The 18,008-nt window shown below is 63.5% G+C and carries 16 protein-coding genes and 3 tRNA genes; 8 read left to right on the top strand and 11 right to left on the bottom strand.

The window, feature by feature from the left end:
- Positions 1-55: 55 nt before the first annotated feature.
- The 4 genes from tig to RS899_RS07345 all read right to left on the bottom strand — a co-directional run bounded on the left by tig (position 56) and on the right by RS899_RS07345 (position 1,829).
- Positions 56-1,366 (bottom strand): trigger factor, encoded by a 1,311-nt coding sequence (gene tig / locus RS899_RS07360; protein ID WP_054907730.1) that lies wholly within the window; start codon positions 1,364-1,366, stop codon positions 56-58.
- A 142-nt stretch (positions 1,367-1,508) separates the two neighbouring features.
- Positions 1,509-1,593, bottom strand: a tRNA-Leu gene (locus RS899_RS07355).
- A 52-nt stretch (positions 1,594-1,645) separates the two neighbouring features.
- Positions 1,646-1,721 (bottom strand) — tRNA-His (locus RS899_RS07350).
- 31 nt (positions 1,722-1,752) lie between these two features.
- Positions 1,753-1,829: transfer RNA gene (locus RS899_RS07345), tRNA-Arg, on the bottom strand.
- Between the two features lie 262 nt (positions 1,830-2,091).
- On the opposite strand from RS899_RS07345, the gene folD reads away from it, so the two are divergent.
- The gene (gene folD / locus RS899_RS07340; protein ID WP_038803695.1) at positions 2,092-2,946 is read left to right on the top strand and encodes a bifunctional methylenetetrahydrofolate dehydrogenase/methenyltetrahydrofolate cyclohydrolase FolD; all 855 of its coding nucleotides are present in this window, start codon (positions 2,092-2,094) and stop codon (positions 2,944-2,946) included.
- 63 nt (positions 2,947-3,009) lie between these two features.
- On the opposite strand, the gene cysS is transcribed toward folD, so the two are convergent.
- Complete coding sequence (gene cysS / locus RS899_RS07335) at positions 3,010-4,398, bottom strand: cysteine--tRNA ligase (RefSeq protein ID WP_054907731.1); 1,389 nt, start codon at positions 4,396-4,398, stop codon at positions 3,010-3,012.
- 3 nt (positions 4,399-4,401) lie between these two features.
- The gene (locus tag RS899_RS07330) at positions 4,402-6,084 is read right to left on the bottom strand and encodes a glutamine--tRNA ligase/YqeY domain fusion protein (protein WP_054907757.1); all 1,683 of its coding nucleotides are present in this window, start codon (positions 6,082-6,084) and stop codon (positions 4,402-4,404) included.
- A gap of 121 nt (positions 6,085-6,205) precedes the next feature.
- Here RS899_RS07330 and RS899_RS07325 point away from each other — a divergent pair, with 121 nt between their 5' ends.
- The 3 genes from RS899_RS07325 (at position 6,206) to RS899_RS07315 (ending at position 8,894) form a co-directional block, all read left to right on the top strand.
- A complete protein-coding gene (locus tag RS899_RS07325) occupies positions 6,206-6,712 on the top strand; it encodes a peptidylprolyl isomerase (protein ID WP_024765728.1) in 507 nt (168 codons plus the stop codon).
- 4 nt (positions 6,713-6,716) lie between these two features.
- The gene (gene lpxH / locus RS899_RS07320; RefSeq protein ID WP_054907733.1) at positions 6,717-7,439 is read left to right on the top strand and encodes a UDP-2,3-diacylglucosamine diphosphatase; all 723 of its coding nucleotides are present in this window, start codon (positions 6,717-6,719) and stop codon (positions 7,437-7,439) included.
- A gap of 123 nt (positions 7,440-7,562) precedes the next feature.
- Positions 7,563-8,894, top strand: coding sequence for an SPFH domain-containing protein (locus tag RS899_RS07315; RefSeq protein ID WP_054907734.1), 1,332 nt, complete (start codon positions 7,563-7,565; stop codon positions 8,892-8,894).
- 143 nt (positions 8,895-9,037) lie between these two features.
- On the opposite strand, the gene RS899_RS07310 is transcribed toward RS899_RS07315, so the two are convergent.
- Positions 9,038-9,649 (bottom strand): tRNA-(ms[2]io[6]A)-hydroxylase, encoded by a 612-nt coding sequence (locus RS899_RS07310; RefSeq protein ID WP_054907735.1) that lies wholly within the window; start codon positions 9,647-9,649, stop codon positions 9,038-9,040.
- Positions 9,650-9,829: 180 nt separating this feature from the next.
- On the opposite strand from RS899_RS07310, the gene RS899_RS07305 reads away from it, so the two are divergent.
- Complete coding sequence (locus RS899_RS07305) at positions 9,830-10,693, top strand: universal stress protein (RefSeq protein WP_054907736.1); 864 nt, start codon at positions 9,830-9,832, stop codon at positions 10,691-10,693.
- A gap of 147 nt (positions 10,694-10,840) precedes the next feature.
- Here the strand turns inward: RS899_RS07305 and RS899_RS07300 are convergent, their stop codons facing one another.
- The gene (locus tag RS899_RS07300; protein ID WP_054907737.1) at positions 10,841-11,317 is read right to left on the bottom strand and encodes a DUF1289 domain-containing protein; all 477 of its coding nucleotides are present in this window, start codon (positions 11,315-11,317) and stop codon (positions 10,841-10,843) included.
- Between the two features lie 382 nt (positions 11,318-11,699).
- On the opposite strand from RS899_RS07300, the gene acnB reads away from it, so the two are divergent.
- From acnB to RS899_RS07285, 3 genes are all read left to right on the top strand, one after another.
- On the top strand, positions 11,700-14,309 hold the full coding sequence (acnB, locus tag RS899_RS07295; protein ID WP_233300107.1) for a bifunctional aconitate hydratase 2/2-methylisocitrate dehydratase: 2,610 nt from the start codon (positions 11,700-11,702) through the stop codon (positions 14,307-14,309).
- Between the two features lie 406 nt (positions 14,310-14,715).
- Positions 14,716-15,918, top strand: a complete 1,203-nt coding sequence (locus tag RS899_RS07290; RefSeq protein WP_315810410.1) for a CmpA/NrtA family ABC transporter substrate-binding protein — start codon at positions 14,716-14,718, stop codon at positions 15,916-15,918.
- Positions 15,919-15,920: 2 nt separating this feature from the next.
- Complete coding sequence (locus RS899_RS07285; RefSeq protein ID WP_315809512.1) at positions 15,921-16,499, top strand: ANTAR domain-containing response regulator; 579 nt, start codon at positions 15,921-15,923, stop codon at positions 16,497-16,499.
- A 145-nt stretch (positions 16,500-16,644) separates the two neighbouring features.
- Here RS899_RS07285 and RS899_RS07280 read toward each other — a convergent pair whose 3' ends face one another.
- From RS899_RS07280 to RS899_RS07270, 3 genes are read right to left on the bottom strand one after another with little or no spacing between them, the layout of a single operon-like run.
- Entirely contained in the window at positions 16,645-17,157 is a 513-nt protein-coding gene (locus tag RS899_RS07280) for a lysis system i-spanin subunit Rz (protein ID WP_315809511.1), read from the bottom strand.
- Entirely contained in the window at positions 17,157-17,468 is a 312-nt protein-coding gene (locus RS899_RS07275) for a DUF6527 family protein (RefSeq protein WP_315809510.1), read from the bottom strand. The genes RS899_RS07280 and RS899_RS07275 overlap by 1 nt, the downstream gene beginning before the upstream one ends.
- Positions 17,465-17,998 carry a glycoside hydrolase family 19 protein gene (locus RS899_RS07270; RefSeq protein ID WP_315809509.1) on the bottom strand — a complete coding sequence of 178 codons (534 nt, stop codon included), beginning with the start codon at positions 17,996-17,998 and terminating at the stop codon, positions 17,465-17,467. The genes RS899_RS07275 and RS899_RS07270 overlap by 4 nt, the downstream gene beginning before the upstream one ends.
- Between the last annotated feature and the right edge of the window lie 10 nt (positions 17,999-18,008).

The following is an 18,008-nucleotide window of genomic DNA, read 5'->3' as shown; positions in this document are numbered from 1 at the left end:
TAGACGCACAAGCCAGCCCGAAGGCTGGCTTGTGACAATCGAACGAAGCGCTGGATCAGGCTGCTTGCGGAGCTTCTGCAGGCTTGACCGCGTCTTCGTAGGATACCTGCTTGTCGGTCACATTGGCCTTCTGCAGGACAGTATCTACAACTTGTTCTTCCAGTACAACCGAACGGACTTCGTTCAGTTGCTGGTCGTTCTTGTAGTACCAGGAAACAACTTGTTCCGGCTCCTGATAAGCGGAAGCCATCTCTTCGATCATTTCGCGAACGCGGGCTTCATCAGCCTTCAGCTCGTGCTGCTTGACCAGTTCAGCGACGATCAGACCCAGCACGACGCGGCGCTTGGCCTGCTCTTCGAACAGCTCGGCCGGCAGTTGGTCGGGCTTGATGTTGCCACCGAACTGCTGGACAGCCTGGACGCGCAGACGGTTGACTTCGTTACCGATCAGGGCTTTCGGAACTTCGATCGGATTGGTCTCGACGAGACCTTCCATCACCTGGTTCTTCACCTTGGACTTGATGGCCTGACGCAGCTCACGCTCCATGTTCTTGCGAACTTCGGTGCGGAAGCCTTCCAGAGTGCTTTCCTTCACGCCGAACAGAGCGAAGAACTCTTCGTTCAGTTCCGGCAGTTTCGGCTCGGCAACGCTGTTGACAGTAGCGGTGAACTCGGCGGCTTTGCCGGCCAGGTCCAGGTTCTGGTAGTCCTCGGGGAAGGTCACGTTCAGCACGCGCTCTTCACCGGCCTTGGCACCGACCAGGCCCTCTTCGAAGCCCGGGATCATGCGGCCGGAACCCAGCACCAGCAGGGTGCCCTTGGCGGAACCACCAGCGAAGGCTTCGCCGTCGATCTTGCCGACGAAATCGATGTTCACCTGGTCGTCGTTCTGAGCGGCACGGTCAACGGCTTCGAAGCGGGTGTTCTGCTTGCGCAGGATTTCCAGCATGTTGTCGAGATCGGCATCAGCCACGTCGGCCTGCAGACGCTCAACCTTGATGCCGTCGAAACCGGCAACCTGGAACTCGGGGAAGACTTCGAAGGTAGCGATGTACTCGAGGCCCTTCTCCTTCTCGAACACCTTCGGCTCGACCGACGGTGCGCCAGCCGGGTTCAGCTTCTGCTCGACCACGGCTTCGTAGAAGGTTTCCTGGATCAGGTCACCGAGGGCTTCCTGACGAGCGGCGGCTTCGTAGCGCTGACGGATCACGCTCATCGGCACCTTGCCGGGACGGAAGCCAGGAACCTTGGCGCGACGAGCGGTCTGCTGCAGACGCTTGTTGACTTCGGTCTCGATACGCTCGGCCGGCACGCCAACGGTCATGCGGCGCTCAAGAGCGGAGGTGCTTTCAACGGAAACTTGCATGGATATTCCTCGTGGCACAGACGTAAGCCGGTCCTTCCGGCTCCCAGAATCAAGGGCAAGCATTCTAGTAGCTAGAAATGCAGAAGTCACCCTGAGTGGAAGCTGCGGAAATTCACGGATGCGAGAGCTTATGGAAAGAAGATGGTGCGGACGGAGAGACTCGAACTCTCACAGCTTGCGCCACTGGAACCTAAATCCAGCGTGTCTACCAATTTCACCACGTCCGCAGGGTACCGCAGAAACGAAAACGCCAGGCTCAAGGCCTGGCGCTTCGGAATATGGGGTGGACGATGGGAATCGAACCCACGACACCAGGAGCCACAATCCTGTGCTCTACCAACTGAGCTACGCCCACCATATTACACTTGCTTGTACCGAACGCCACATGGCGCACCCGGCAGGACTCGAACCTGCGACCATCCGCTTAGAAGGCGGATGCTCTATCCAGCTGAGCTACGGGCGCTTTAAGTGGCGGCAACCCTTGCTAAGCAGACTCAGTGAAACCACTGAATCGGTTGGCACCGCCTCTTTCGTGTTTCAGGCTGTGCTCGGCAAGCGGGGCGCATGTTATCGATGAGGCCCTACCCCGTCAACAACTTTTTTAAAAAAAATTCAAAGAGATAAAGGAGTTACGGCAAATCAGGGGTGCGCGCCTTTGCCTTATGGAGGCAGCGTGCGAAAATGCGCGCCTTCTTTTCACCCGCCTTAATGGTTATCCCCCCGACATGACTGCAAAACTGATCGACGGCAAAGCGATCGCCGCCAGCCTCCGCCAGCAGATTGCCCAACGCGTCAACGAACGCCGCCAGCAAGGACTGCGCATCCCCGGCCTGGCAGTGATCCTGGTCGGCAGCGACCCCGCCTCTCAGGTCTATGTCGCGCACAAGCGCAAGGACTGTGAAGAGGTCGGCTTCCTCTCCCAGGCGTACGACCTTCCCGCCAGCACCACCCAGGAAGAACTGCTGGCGCTGATCGACCGCCTGAACGCCGACCCAGCCATCGACGGCATTCTGGTGCAGCTCCCCCTCCCCGCCCACCTCGATGCGTCCCAGTTGCTGGAGCGCATCAACCCGGACAAGGACGTGGACGGCTTCCATCCCTTCAACGTTGGCCGACTGGCCCAGCGCATCCCGCTGCTGCGCCCCTGCACGCCGAAGGGCATCATGACGCTGCTGCAGAGCACCGGTGTCGACCTGTACGGCCTGGACGCCGTCGTCGTAGGCGCCTCCAACATCGTCGGCCGCCCCATGGCGCTGGAACTGCTGCTGGCCGGCTGCACCGTCACCGTCACCCACCGCTTCACCCGCGACCTGGCCGACCACGTTGGCCGTGCCGATCTGGTCGTGGTTGCCGCCGGCAAACCCGGCCTGGTGAAGGGCGAATGGATCAAGGAAGGCGCCATCGTCATCGACGTGGGCATCAACCGCCAGGAAGACGGCAAGCTGGTGGGCGACGTGGAATATGACGTGGCTGCCGAACGCGCCAGCTGGATCACCCCGGTTCCGGGCGGCGTCGGCCCGATGACCCGCGCCTGCCTGCTGGAAAATACCCTCTACGCCGCCGAACACCTGCACACCTGACAGGTTTTCGACGAGCAAGAAAAAGGCCGCTGATCAGCGGCCTTTTTCATTTCGGGGTTGCGATTACTCGGCGAGACGCCAGGTAGTGCCGCCCTTGCCGTCTTCCAGCACCACGCCCAGAGCGGTCAGCTCGTCGCGGATGCGGTCGGATTCGGCCCAGTTCTTTGCCGCGCGAGCATCCAGGCGCGCCTGGATCAGCGCATCGACCTGTGCAGCATCGACCTTGCCGGCCGCGCCTGCCTGGAGAAACTCGTCGGCGTCCATCTGCAGCACGCCGAGCAGAGCCCCTAGTTCACGCACGCGTGCAGCCAGCGCAGCAGCCGCTGCCGGATCGCTGTCACGCAGGCGGTTGACCTCGCGGACCATCTCGAACAGCACGGCCACCGCTTCCGGCGTACCGAAATCGTCATCCATGGCCGCGCCGAAACGCTCGACGAACTCCTCGCCACCTCGGGCAGCCACCTGCGGAAGGCCGCGCAACGCGGTGTAGAAACGCTCCAGCGCGCCCTTGGCTTCCTTCAGGTTGTCTTCGGAGTAGTTGATCGGGCTGCGGTAGTGACTGGAGACCAGCAGGAAGCGCACGACTTCCGGGTGGTACTTCTCCAGCACTTCGCGAATGGTGAAGAAGTTGCCCAGGGACTTGGACATCTTCTCGCCGTCCACGCGCACCGCACCCGCGTGCATCCAACTGGCCGCGTAGAGCTTGCCGGTGGCCGCCTCGCTCTGGGCGATTTCGTTCTCGTGGTGCGGGAACACCAGGTCCGGGCCACCACCATGGATGTCGAAGGTCTCACCCAGGCAGCAGGTGGACATCACCGAGCACTCGATGTGCCAGCCCGGGCGACCGGCACCCCAGGGCGACTCCCAGCTCGGCTCGCCCGGCTTGGCGCCTTTCCAGAGCACGAAGTCCAGCGGGTCTTCCTTGGATTCGTCGACCTCGATGCGCGCACCGATGCGCAGGTCTTCGATTTTCTTGCGCGACAGCTTGCCGTAGCCGGCGAACTTGCCGACCCGGTAGTAGACGTCGCCGTTACCGGGCGCGTAGGCGTAGCCCTTGTCGATCAGGGTCTGGATCATCTCGTGCATGCCGGCGATGTGACCGGTGGCGCGCGGCTCGATGTCCGGACGCAGCACCGATAGGCGTGCTTCGTCCTCGTGCATCGCGGCGATCATGCGGGCGGTCAGGTCTTCGAACGATTCGCCGTTCTCCTGGGCGCGACGGATGATCTTGTCGTCGATGTCGGTGATGTTGCGCACGTAGGTCAAGTCATAGCCGCGATGGCGCAGCCAGCGGGCGATGACGTCGAACGCCACCATCACGCGGGCATGGCCGATGTGGCAGAAGTCGTAGACCGTCATGCCACACACGTACATGCGCACCTGGTTGCCGACCAGCGGCTTGAAGGTGTCCTTGGTCTTGGACAGCGTGCTGTAGATCTGCAAGTCAGCCATCCCTTACTGCCCCCAGGAATCGCGCAGGGTCACGGTGCGGTTGAACACCAGGGCGCCAGCCTTGGAATCCTTGGCGTCGGCGCAGAAGTAGCCTTCGCGCTCGAACTGGAAGCGGTCCTCGGCGGTGGCGCTGGCCAGCGACGGCTCGGCGCGGCAGCCCTTCAGCACCACCAGGGATTCGGGGTTGATGTTGTCGAGGAAGCTGCCACCCTCTTCCGATTTCTCCGGGTTGGCGGAGCGGAACAGGCGGTCGTACAGGCGCACTTCGCACTCGACGCTCTCGGCGGCCGGCACCCAGTGGATCACGCCCTTGACCTTGCGGCCCTCGGGGTTCTTGCCCAGGGTGTTCTCGTCGTAGCTGCAGCGCAGTTCGACGATGTTGCCGGCGGCATCCTTGATGGCTTCATCGGCGCGGATCACGTAGCTGCCGCGCAGGCGCACTTCGCCACCCGGGATCAGGCGCTTGTAGCCGGCCGGCGGGACTTCCTCGAAGTCGCTGGCGTCGATGTAGATCTCGCGGCTGAACGGCAGCGCACGCACGCCCATGTCCTGCTTCGGATGGCGCGGCAGTTCGAGGTTCTCGACCTGGCCTTCCGGGTAGTTGGTGATGACCACCTTCAGCGGCTTGAGCACGCACATGGCGCGACCGGCGTTGGCATCCAGGTCGTCACGGATGGCGAACTCCAGCATGCCGATGTCCACCAGGCCGCCGGCGCGGTTCACGCCGATCATGTCGCAGAAGGCACGGATCGACGCCGGGGTATAGCCGCGGCGGCGGTAGCCGGAGAGGGTCGACATACGCGGGTCGTCCCAGCCATTCACGTGGTTCTCATCCACCAGTTGCTTGAGCTTGCGCTTGCTGGTGATGGTGTAGTTCAGGTTCAGGCGCGCAAATTCGTACTGGCGCGGCTGGGCCGGGACCGGCAGGTTGGCCAGGAACCACTCGTACAGCGGGCGGTGATCCTCGAACTCCAGGGTGCAGATGGAGTGGGTGATGCCCTCGATTGCGTCCGACTGACCATGGGTGAAGTCGTAGCTGGGATAGATGCACCACTTGTCGCCCGTCTGGTGGTGATGCGCATGACGGATGCGATAGAGGATCGGGTCGCGCAGGTTGATGTTCGGCGAGGCCATGTCGATCTTCGCGCGCAGCGAACGGGCGCCGTCCGGGAACTCGCCGGCCTTCATGCGGGCGAACAGGTCCAGGTTCTCTTCCACGGAGCGATCACGGAACGGGCTGTTCTTGCCCGGCTCGGTCAGCGAACCGCGGTAGGCGCGCATTTCCTCGGCGTTGAGATCACAGACGAAGGCCTTGCCGGCCTTGATCAGGTCTACCGCCCAATCGTGCAACTGGTCGAAATAGTTGGACGCGTAGCGCACCTGGCCGGCCCACTCGAAGCCCAGCCACTTCACATCGGCCTCGATGGCGTCGATGTATTCCTGGTCTTCCTTCGCCGGGTTGGTGTCGTCGAAGCGCAGGTGGCAGTCACCGCCGAACTCCTTGGCCAGGCCGAAGTTCAGACAGATGGACTTGGCATGACCGATATGCAGGTAGCCGTTGGGCTCCGGCGGGAAGCGGGTGACGATCTTCTGGTGCTTGCCACTGTCCAGGTCGGCCTGGACGATGGGGCGCAGGAAGTTGGCGGCAACAGTGGCTTCTTTCGTATCGGCGGTAGGCTTGCTCATGGTGTCCTTGATCATTCCGTCGTTCAGCCAGGGTAGGCCGGCCAAACCAAAGCGCTTATCATAGCCGAAGCTGTCAACCCCCTGACAGGCCTTCGATTTTTCCAAAGAGCGGAATTCCCTGATGACTACCACCGTCAAACTGCAGACCAACTTCGGCGATATCACCCTTGAACTCTTCGACGACAAGGCGCCGGAAACCGTGGCCAACTTCAAGGAGTACGTTAAGGCCGGCCACTACGACAACACCGTGTTCCACCGTGTGATCAACAACTTCATGATCCAGGGCGGCGGTTTCGAGCCGGGCATGAAGCAGAAGAGCACCCGCAAGTCGATCAAGAACGAAGCCAACAACGGCGTTGGCAACAAGATCGGCACCGTCGCCATGGCCCGTACCATGGAGCCGCATTCGGCCAGCGCGCAGTTCTTCATCAACGTCGCCGACAACGACTTCCTCAACCACAGCGCGCCGACCGTGCAGGGTTGGGGCTACTGCGTGTTCGGTGAAGTGAAGGACGGCATGGACGTGGTCAACAAGATCAAGACCGTCGCTACCACCATGCGCTCCGGCCACCAGGACGTACCGGCCGACGACGTGATCATCGAGAAAGCCGAAATCATCGGCGAGTGAGTCGATGAGCGTCCTGTTCATCTCGGACCTGCATCTCGAAGCGGAACGCCCGGACATTACCCGGGCGTTCTTGCATTTCCTCTCCACCCGCGCCCGCAGCGCGCAAGCGCTGTACATCCTCGGCGACTTCTTCGAAGCCTGGATCGGCGACGATGGCATGGACGAGTTCCAGCATTCCATCGCCCGCGCCCTGCGAGAACTGACCGACAGCGGCACGCGCATCTACCTGATGCACGGCAACCGCGACTTCCTGATCGGCAAGGCATTCTGCCGCGAAGCCGGGTGCACCCTGCTGCGCGACCCGAGCCTGATCGACCTGGGCGGCGAGAAGATCCTGCTGATGCACGGCGACAGCCTGTGCACCCTCGACGTGGCCTACATGAAGCTACGCCGCTGGCTGCGCAACCCGCTGACGCTGTTCATCCTGCGCAACCTGCCGCTGGCTACCCGCCACAAGCTGGCACGCAAGCTGCGCAAGGAAAGCCGCGCGCAGACGCGCATGAAGGCCAGCGAGATCGTCGACGTCACCCCGGCGGAAGTGGAGAAGATCATGCGCGACAAAGGCGTGCGCATCCTCATCCACGGCCACACCCACCGCCCCGCCGTCCACGAACTGGAGATCGACGGCCGCCCCGCGCGGCGCATCGTCCTCGGCGACTGGGATCGCCAGGGCTGGGCGCTGGAAGCCGACGAACAAGGCATGCAGCAGGCACCCTTCCCTCTCTGATCGGCACGGCCACTCCTGTAGTGGCCTTCTGATGCCGACCCAATCGCACTATCAGACGTTTCCACTTGACCGATACTCGCGATCTTACGCAGCATCGCCGGCTCGCTCATTCAAGGAAGAAACATGCTGATCTCCAAGGGAAATCTCATCAAATTCGGCGCTGCTCCTCTGGCGCTGGTCGCTGCCGGCTTCATCCTGTTCAACGGGGTCTTCTTCTATAACGAAGCGGGCTTCATGACCCACGTGCGGACCATCTTCGGCGACGAGAAGATCGTCGACGACGTGGGCTACGCCACCAAGTGGTTCGGTCGCGCCACCACCTGGAAGAAGGCCATCAGCGTGCAGTCCGTGCTGATCATGGACGACAACGACAACAACCCGGACAACGACGGGCTGGGCGCCACCATCGAAGCCTTCCCCATCGTCTTCCTCGGCAACGTCGACGCCAAGGTCGAGTCCTCCGCGCGCTTCCGCCTGCCCGGCGGCGACCAGTTCCTGAAGATGGCCCAGGAGTACCGCAACCCGGACAACTTCATCCGTACCGCGCTGATCCCGGCGATCAAGGAAACCCTGCAGGCCACCGCCTCGCTGATGACCGCCGACGATTACTACGCCGGCGCCCGCAGCGAATTCGCCGCGGAGTTCGAGAACCAGCTCAACGACGGCCTTTACCTGATCAAGCGCAAGGAAGTCCGCGGCCCGCGCGGCGCTGTCCCGCACCAGACCGCGATCCTCCAGGCCGGCACCGAACAGGGCAGCTTCGGCGACAACAATGCCAGCCAGTTCGTGACCGAGAAGGTCACCGACGGCAAGGGTATCCCGGTACGCAAGCAGCAGCAGTTCCGCAAGTTCGGCGTGGAAGTGGTCGAAGCGCGCATCACCAACGTCGACCCCAACCCACAGTACAAGCAGCGCATGGTCAAGGTGCAGCAGGCCCTGGCCGAGCTGGCCGTGGCGCGCCAGAACCGCCTGAAGGAAGAGGAAGAGAAACTGCTGGTCACCGCCCGCGGTGAGAAGGAAGTGGAAGCCAAGCGCCAGGAAACCCTGCGCGACCAGATCGAGCGCACCACCCAGGCGGAAACCGAGAAGCAGTTGGCCGTCATCAACGCCGAACGCGAGAAGCAGCGCGCCGAGATCGAAAAACAGACCGCCGAACTGCTGCGCGACAAGGCGGCAGTCACCGCGCAGGCCACCAAGATCACCGCCGACGCCGATGCCTACGCCCGTGAAGCAGTGATCAAGGCGGACGGCGCGCTGCAACCCAAGCTGGACGCGCTGATCGCCATCAACAAGGTCTGGGCCGAAGCCGCCGCCCAGGCACCGGTGCCCAGCGTGATGATGGCCGGCGGGCAGACCAGCGCCAGCAGCCGCCAGGACGAGATCGGCCAGCTGATGGGCGTGCTCGCCACCAAGGCGGCGCGCGACCTGGCGCTGGACCTGAAGGTAAAAGACTGACGCCGCATCTGTAGGAGCGAGCTTGCTCGCGAACCAGCCCAGCGCCGGAGCTGCCGGAAAATCTGTTCGCGAGCAAGCTCGCTCCTACGAAGAACCAAGAAAAAAGCGCCCGTCTGGGCGCTTTTTTTGTTGCGGGGCGCCAGTCAGGCCACCAGCTCCGCCGGCACGCCGCTGTGAAAACGGAACTCGCTGTCCGGCGACTGAATCAAGCCAGCCTCCACCTCGCGAATCTCCGCCACCCGGCGGTCGATATCGGCGTCATCGCCATAACGGCGCGCCAGGCTCAGATAGCCCTGGAAATGCCGCGCCTCGGATTTCAGCAGCGAGCCGTAGAACTTCGCCAGGTCGGCATCCAGATGATCCACCAGCGCAGCGAAACGCTCGCAGCTACGGCATTCGATGAAAGCGCCAACGATCAGGGTGTCCACCAGCTTCTGCGGCTCGTGGTTGCGCACTACCGAGCGCAGGCCTGAGGCGTAGCGGCCGGCGGAAATCGGCCGCAGCGGGATGCCGCGCTTCTTCAGGATCGCCAGCACCTGCTCGTGGTGGCGCAGTTCCTCGCGGGCCAGGCGCGACATGAAGTTCACCAGCTCCTCGTGGGCGCTGTACTTGGCGATCAGGGCCAGGGCCGTGCTGGCGGCCTTGAACTCGTTGTTCTTGTGGTCGATCAGCATGACCGCCTGATCCCGCAGCGCGGCTTCCACCCACGCATCCGGCGTGGCACAACCGAGGAATTCCCTGATTTCGGACAGCATCTTCTTGCTCCAGACGACTCAGCGCACCGGCGCCTGGCTGGCCGGTGCAATAAAGGCGGAGCATTATACGGGGGCCGCCGCGCGGAACCAGCTTCCGGCGTTGATATGCCTCAACGTCATGAACGGGATATCCCGACTACAGTGGTTCCACATAAACAACGCGCACGAAGGGAGACGATCATGCAAGCCATCCGTAGCATCCTCGTAGTCGTGGACCCGGACCAGCCGGAAGGTCTCGCGCTGAAACGGGCCCGTTTGATCGCCAGCGTGACCCAGTCGCACCTGCACCTGCTGGCCTGCGAGCGGCGCGCCGACTACAGCGCCAAACTCGAAGAAGTGGCCGAGGTGCTGCGCCAGGAAGGTTTCAGCGCTTCCAGCCGCCAGGCCTGGAAGGACAACCTGCACCAGACCGTCATCGCCGAGCAGCAGGCCGAAGGCTGTGGGCTGGTGATCAAGCAGCACAGCCCGGACAACCCGCTGAAAAAGGCCCTGCTCACCCCGGACGACTGGAAGCTGCTGCGCTTCTGCCCTGCCCCCGTACTTCTGGTGAAGACCAGCCTGCCCTGGGCCGGCCGCAACATCCTCGCCGCCGTAGACGTAGGCAACAACGATATCGAACACCGCACGTTGCATGCCGGGATCGTCAGCCACGCCTACGACATCGCCGGGCTCGCACACGGCCAGCTGCACGTGATCAGCGCCCACCCCTCGCCCATGCTCTCAGCCGCCGACCCGACCTTCCAGCTCAGCGAGACCATCGAGGCCAAGTACCGCGAGGCGTGCAAGGCATTCCAGGCCGAATACGGCGTGGACGACCAGCACCTGCACATCGAGGAAGGCCCGGCGGACGTGCTGATTCCCCGCGCGTCCCACAACCTCGATGCCGCGGTGACGGTGATCGGCAGTGTGGCGCGCACCGGGCTGTCCGGCGCGCTGATCGGCAACACTGCCGAAGTGGTGCTCGATTCCCTGGAGAGCGACATCCTGGTGCTCAAGCCGGACGACATCATCGCCCACCTGGAAGAAATCGCCGCCAAGCCCTGACCGATCACGTTGAAACCCAACCTGTAGGAGCGAGCTTGCTCGCGAACCGCCCAGCATCGCAGCAGGCGGGAAATGGTTCGCGAGCAAGCTCGCTCCTACAGAAAGCAAAAGCGCCCATCCGGGCGCTTTTTTATTAGCAGGCGGCGATCAGACCCGCGACTCCAGCCCCTCGGCGAGGAAGCTCGGCGCGATATAGCGCTCGTAATGCGCCTCGGAGAGGATGAAGAACTCCTTGTCGATGGCGTCGCGCAGGTCGGGCAGTGTCCAGCCGCGGAACTCCGGCAGCAGTGCCAGGCCATAGGCTTCCACCTGGTTGATCATCCGCGAGCCGCGGGCGATCAGCTGGTAGGCCCAGCAATAGGGCGACTGCTCGGGCACGAAGCGTATCTGCCGCTGCTCCAGCTGGCTGCGCAGCAGCGACGCATCGAAGACTTCCAGCTTGGCCATCATCACCTGCGCCAGCAGGACTTCCAGACGGCTCAGGACCGCCCGCTTCTCCTCGTCACCGTAGCGGTTCCAGTTCACCACTTCGTGGTGGAAACGCTTGCAGCCACGGCAGACCAGGTCGCCATAGACCGTCGAGCAGAGCCCGACGCAGGGAGTTTTGATGCGTTGCGAAGACATGGTTGAACAGGTTGCCGGCAAAGCGGGCATGTTAGCCCTTTGTCTAGGCAAGTTCACCCTCGGGCGCCACGCAAATCGGCTTACCAAGGCCCATTAATTCCATTAGAATGGCTGCGCCTTTTTGGCGTCATTGTCCGAAAGAAGCTGTTTTCAAAGCGTCACGAAGCACAGATTCCGGCAGCCGCGCGGTCTGGGCGCCTCCCTCAAGCGCCCAGTCCCTCTCGTCCCAGGCCCCACCGGCGTAAAACTTTGAAAACAGCTTCTGCCCGGAGATCGCCGGTGCCGTCGTAGGTCAGTGGATTACCGTCCACCATGCCTGACGAATGGATCGGAGGGGTCTCCTGGATACGCGTCCTCCGGGACCACTGATGAGGGAAATACTGTGCTTGAAGCCTATCGCAAACACGTAGAAGAGCGTGCCGCCCAGGGCGTCGTGCCCCAGCCGCTGAACGCCGAACAGACCGCAGGTCTGGTCGAACTCCTGAAGAACCCGCCGGCCGGCGAAGAAGAATTTCTCCTCGACCTGATCACCAACCGCGTACCGCCGGGCGTGGACGAAGCCGCCTACGTCAAGGCCGGTTTCCTGTCCGCCGTTGCCAAGGGTGAAGCCACTTCCCCGCTGCTGGACAAAGCCCGCGCCCTCGAGCTGCTGGGCACCATGCAGGGCGGCTACAACATCGCCACCATGGTCGAGCTGCTGGACAACGCCGAGCTGGCCGAAGTCGCCGCCGCGCAACTGAAGCACACCCTGCTGATGTTCGACGCCTTCCACGACGTCGCCGAGCGCGCCAAGAAAGGCAACGCTGCCGCCAAGGCCGTGCTGCAGTCCTGGGCCGATGGCGAGTGGTTCAAGGCCCGTCCGGCTGTCGCCGAGAAGCTGACCCTGACCGTGTTCAAGGTCCCCGGCGAAACCAACACCGACGACCTGTCCCCCGCTCCGGACGCCTGGTCGCGCCCCGACATCCCGCTGCACGCCCTGGCCATGCTGAAAATGGCCCGCGACGGCATCGAGCCGGTCCAGCCGGGCTCCGTCGGTCCGCTGAAGCAGATCGAAGCCGTGAAGGCCAAGGGCTTCCCGGTCGCCTACGTCGGTGACGTGGTCGGCACCGGTTCGTCCCGCAAGTCCGCCACCAACTCGGTGCTGTGGTTCTTCGGCGACGACATCCCCTACGTTCCGAACAAGCGCGCTGGCGGCTTCTGCTTTGGCACCAAGATCGCCCCGATCTTCTACAACACCATGGAAGACGCCGGCGCCCTGCCGATCGAGTTCGACTGCACCAACCTGGCCATGGGCGACGTCATCGACGTGTACCCGTACGAAGGCAAGGTCGTGCGTCATGACAGCGGCGAAGTGGTCACCACCTTCGAGCTGAAGACCCCGGTTCTGCTGGACGAAGTCCGCGCCGGCGGCCGTATCCCGCTGATCGTTGGCCGTGGCCTGACCGAGAAGGCCCGTGCCGAGCTGGGCCTGGCTCCGTCCGACCTGTTCAAGAAGCCGGAAGCTCCGGTGGACAGCGGCAAAGGCTTCACCCTCGCCCAGAAGATGGTTGGCCGCGCCTGCGGTCTGGCCGAAGGCCAGGGCGTACGTCCGGGCACCTACTGCGAACCGAAGATGACCACCGTCGGTTCCCAGGACACCACCGGCCCGATGACCCGCGACGAGCTGAAAGACCTGGCTTGCCTGGGCTTCTCCGCCGACCTGGTGATGCAGTCCTTCTGCCACACCGCTGCTTATCCGAAACCGATCGACGTCAAGACCCACCACACCCTGCCGGACTTCATCATGACCCGCGGCGGTGTCTCCCTGCGTCCGGGCGACGGCATCATCCACAGCTGGCTGAACCGCATGCTGCTGCCTGACACCGTCGGCACCGGCGGCGACTCGCACACCCGCTTCCCGATCGGCATCAGCTTCCCGGCCGGTTCCGGCCTGGTGGCCTTCGCCGCTGCCACCGGCGTCATGCCGCTGGACATGCCCGAATCGGTTCTGGTGCGCTTCAAGGGCCAGCTGCAACCGGGCATCACCCTGCGTGACCTGGTCCATGCGATCCCCTACTACGCGATCCAGGCCGGCCTGCTGACCGTCGAGAAGAAGGGCAAGAAGAACATCTTCTCCGGCCGCATCCTCGAGATCGAAGGTCTGAACGACCTGACCGTCGAGCAAGCCTTCGAGCTGTCCGACGCCTCCGCCGAGCGTTCGGCTGCCGGTTGCACCATCAAGCTGCCGGAAGAGGCCATCGCCGAATACCTGAAGTCCAACATCACCCTGCTGCGCTGGATGATCGGCGAAGGCTACGGCGACGCCCGCACCCTGGAGCGCCGCGCGCAAGCGATGGAAGCCTGGCTGGCCAACCCGCAACTGCTGGAAGCCGACAAGGACGCCGAGTACGCCGCGGTCATCGAGATCGACCTGGCCGACGTCAAGGAGCCGGTACTCTGCGCTCCGAACGACCCGGACGACGCTCGCCTGCTGTCCAGCGTACAAGGCCGCAAGATCGATGAAGTCTTCATCGGCTCCTGCATGACCAACATCGGTCACTTCCGCGCTGCCGGCAAACTGCTGGACAAGGTCAAGGGTGGCATTCCGACCCGTCTGTGGCTGGCTCCGCCGACCAAGATGGACGCCCACCAGTTGACCGAGGAAGGCTACTACGGCATCTACGGCAAGGCTGGCGCGCGCATGGAAATGCCGGGCTGCTCGCTGTGCATGGGTAACCAGGCTCGCGTACAGACCGGTTCGACCGTGGTCTCCACTTCGACCCGTAACTTCCCGAACCGTCTGGGCGATGCCACCGACGTGTTCCTGGCATCCGCCGAGCTGGCCGCTGTCGCTTCGATCATCGGCAAGCTGCCGACCGTCGAGGAGTACATGGCCTACGCGAAGGACATCGACAGCATGTCTGCCGATATCTACCGCTACCTGAGCTTCGACCAGATCGCCGAGTTCCGCGAAGCTGCAGCCAACGCGAAGATCCCGGCCGTTCAGGTCTGAGTGATCCCAGCGTGACGAAAAGCCCCGCCTAGTGCGGGGCTTTTCTTTTGCAGGACGCGAAATAGACGCCTGCAGCCCTACCCTAACGATGGGCCTAATACTTATTGACCGGTTGCGCCCCGAGCCTCGAGGTCTAAGGTGGACAACAGGCTCCTGCCGATTTCCGTGCCCAGGTGCCCTTGTGGAACCCTCCAGAGGTGCGCTCCCTTCCTCTGCGCCCCGCTCTCCATGGCGGGGCTTCTTTTTTCTGCCGCTTCCCTGGCACAGCCCTTGCTCCGCTTTCACAAACGGTGATCCAACGGCGGGTCGCCCTCTGACAATGGCGTCGCTGCCACCGCCCCTCGAAGGCCGGTGGAGCGGCGCCTTTTTGTATTGAGCGTGCATGAGCGCGCGTTCAGAGGTGGAGATGATCGACAGTACCAGCGCACTGCCGGGCAACCTGGCCTGGGTAGCCGGCTCCGATGCCCCGGAGAAGGCCGCGCTCAACCTGGGCTTCATGGCCCTCACCGATTCCGCCTCCCTGGTAGTGGCCGCGACCCAGGGCTTCGGCCAGCCCTACGGCCTGACCTTGAACCTGCAACGCCAAAGCTCCTGGGCCGGCCTGCGCGACCGTCTGCTGAGCGGCGCGCTCGATGCGGCGCAAAGCCTCTACGGCCTGATCTACGACCTGCAACTGGGCCTGGGCGGCGCCCCGGCCACAGACATGGCCGTGCTCATGGGCCTATGCCAGAACGGCCAGTCGATCAACCTTTCCGCCCCCTTGATGCGCGACGGTGTGACCTCTGCTGAAGCACTGCAAAGCCATGTGCGCCAGAACGGTGCGCAACTCACCCTCGCCCACACCTTCCCCACGGGCACGCACGCGATGTGGCTCTACTACTGGCTGGCCGCCCACGGCATTCATCCGCTGCAGGACGTGCGCAGCCTGGTGGTGCCGCCAGCGCAGATGGTCGAGCACCTCAGGGCCGGGCGCATCGACGGCTTCTGCGCCGGTGGCCCCTGGGGCGCGCTGGCCGTGGACGAAGGCATGGGTTTCACCCTCGCCACCAGCCAGCAGATCTGGCCCGACCACCCGGAAAAGGTCCTGGGCACAACCCGCGCCTTCGTCGAGCAATACCCCAACACCGCCCGCGCGCTGGTCATGAGCCTGCTCGATGCCAGCCGCTTCATCGAAGCCAGTGAAGACAACCTGCGCAGCGCCGCCCAGTTGATCAGCAGCGAGGACTACATCGACGCTCCCGTCGCCAGCATCGAGCCACGCCTGCTCGGCCGCTACCAGGACGGCCTCGGTCACGCCTGGCAGGACGCACACCCGCTGCGCTTCTTCAACGACGGGCAGGCGAACGTCCCCTGGCTCTCCGACGGACTGTGGTTCATGACCCAGTTCCGCCGCTGGGGCCTGCTGCGCGAGGACGTCGACTACCTCGGCATCGCTCGTCAGGTCCAACAGTTCGCGCTGTACCGCGAAGCCGCCAGCGCCGTCGGTGTCAGCGTGCCGGACAGCGAAATGCGCACCTCTACGCTGATCGACGGCCGCCTCTGGGGCGGTAACGATCCGGCCGGCTATGCCCGCAGCTTCGAGCTGAATGCCCTGGCGGAACGAGGTTGAGCATGCTGCGCGTTCTGCTGATCAACGACACCCCGAAGAAGGTCGGGCGCCTCAAGGCTGCCCTGGTGGAGTGCGGCTTCGAGGTGATCGACGAATCCGGCCTCACGGTCGACCTCGCGCAGCGGGTGGAAGCCCTGCGCCCCGATGTGATCCTCATCGACACCGAATCTCCCGGCCGCGACGTGATGGAGCAGGTGGTGCTGGTCAGCCGCGACCAGCCGCGCCCCATCGTCATGTTCACCGACGAGCACGACCCGCAGGTGATGCGCCAGGCCATCCGCTCCGGGGTCAGCGCGTACATAGTCGAGGGCATCCAGGCCCAGCGCCTGCAACCGATCCTCGACGTCGCCATGGCCCGTTTCGAGAGCGACCAGGCCCTGCGCGCCCAGCTGCAGGCACGCGAGCAGCAGTTGGCCGAACGCAAGCGAATCGAGCTCGCAAAGGGTCTGCTGATGAAGATGAAAGGCTGCGCCGAGGAAGAGGCCTACACCCTGATGCGCCGCCAGGCCATGGGCCGCCAGCAGAAACTGTCGCAGGTGGCGGAACAGATCATCGCGATGCACGAAATGCTTGAGAAGTAGGACGGAAGGCCCGAAAAACACGGTCTAGAATGGGCGCTCGCTGCAACTGAATGCCCATGAATGCCAGGTAGTGCGTGAGAGAGTCACGCAAAAGTCACGCAGGCGTGAGGATGACTCACGCCACATCTAGCCCATCCTTGGCACCCTACTCCCCCAATATCCGCTTCACATACGCCTGGCACGCCGTCAGTTGCCTGATGGCGTCGTCGCCCCGGTTGACGATCCCGAGAAGAGCCGCAGAGTCTCCTGGGTCAAGATCGGCTCGACCGCCTGCATCACCCACGCTTCCGGTGCCGGCGGTACCTGGCACTTGGGCGGCGGCACTGCAACCACTGACCTTGACTGACAGCCGGCGCTGAGCAGTGAGCAGATCAGCACGAAGCTGAGCGTTCTGATGCTGGGCATCGGTGTACTCCTGATATCGGGTAGCGGAATCCTGCTGTATCGCCTTGGCTAGCGCTTGGCGCTGTTCGTTGGCTTCCTGCTGGGCCTTGGCTGCGGCGAGGTTGATCGTGCTCAGGTCGGCCTGGAACGCGGCCTGGTGCTGTTCGATCTGCTGGCCGAGCCGCCAGCCATTGGCTATCCAGCCGGCGGCGGCTGCCAGGGACAGAAGCAGCGCGCACAGAAGCGGTTTCCAGTTGTTGAGCAGCCAGGCCATCAGTAGTCGTCCACCGGCGGGAGGTCCACCGTCTGACCGGCCAGGGCATGCGTGCAGTCGCCGAGGAACTCGATGCGACCGTCGCGAACGAACGAATGGCAGACGACCTGATGCTGATCCGGCCCCCACGGGTAGCGGACCAAGACAGACGGCGCGAAGGTCGGGCGGTCGACGTCACCATTCCAGGCCCAGTCGGGCTTCTGCCCGTTGCGCACGTTCAGTCCATGCACCATGTTGCAGCCTGGGCAGCCGAAGAAGAGTTTGCCGTCGGCCTCTTCCAGGACGTCCGATAATTTGGTGAATCCGCTCATGCCAATACCTCCTTGGCACGCGCCCACAGCTCAAGGCGCTCACGCTGACCGTTCAGGCCGCCATTGATGCGCCTGGTGATCTGCTCGAACTCGCCAGCATCGGCCAACTCGTTGAGACCATGGTTCGCCCACCACCAAGCAGCAGATGCCGCTGCCCACTCCGGCTGCTCCAGAAGCTCAGGTTTGTCGAGTAGCGGAAGGCCAAGGGCTGCGCCGGCCTTGCGGTAGTTCTCCCGCCCTGTCACCTGGATAAGCGAACGACCAAGGAAGCGCTTCCCGTCCCCTGGCTGCGTGTTGCCCAGGTCCTTGCGTCCTTCATATCGCGACTGCGCCGGCGTCGGCCCCCAGATCTCCTTCACCCACTTCAGCTGGCCCGACTCATGCCCAATCTGGGCAAGGAAAGCTGCCTGGCGCGCAGGCGTATTGATCTGGTACCGCTGCATCGCCCGGTTGAGCGCAGGAACAAAAACGCCAGCTCTCTGGCTGGCGTTGGGGTAGATGCGCAGCAATTGCTGCTCGGTGAGTGGCATTGCTGGTCTC

This window comes from Pseudomonas sp. C9-3, from assembly GCF_032392015.1.
Lineage (GTDB): Bacteria > Pseudomonadota > Gammaproteobacteria > Pseudomonadales > Pseudomonadaceae > Pseudomonas > Pseudomonas nitroreducens.
This window is presented reverse-complemented; position numbering and strand designations above follow the sequence as displayed.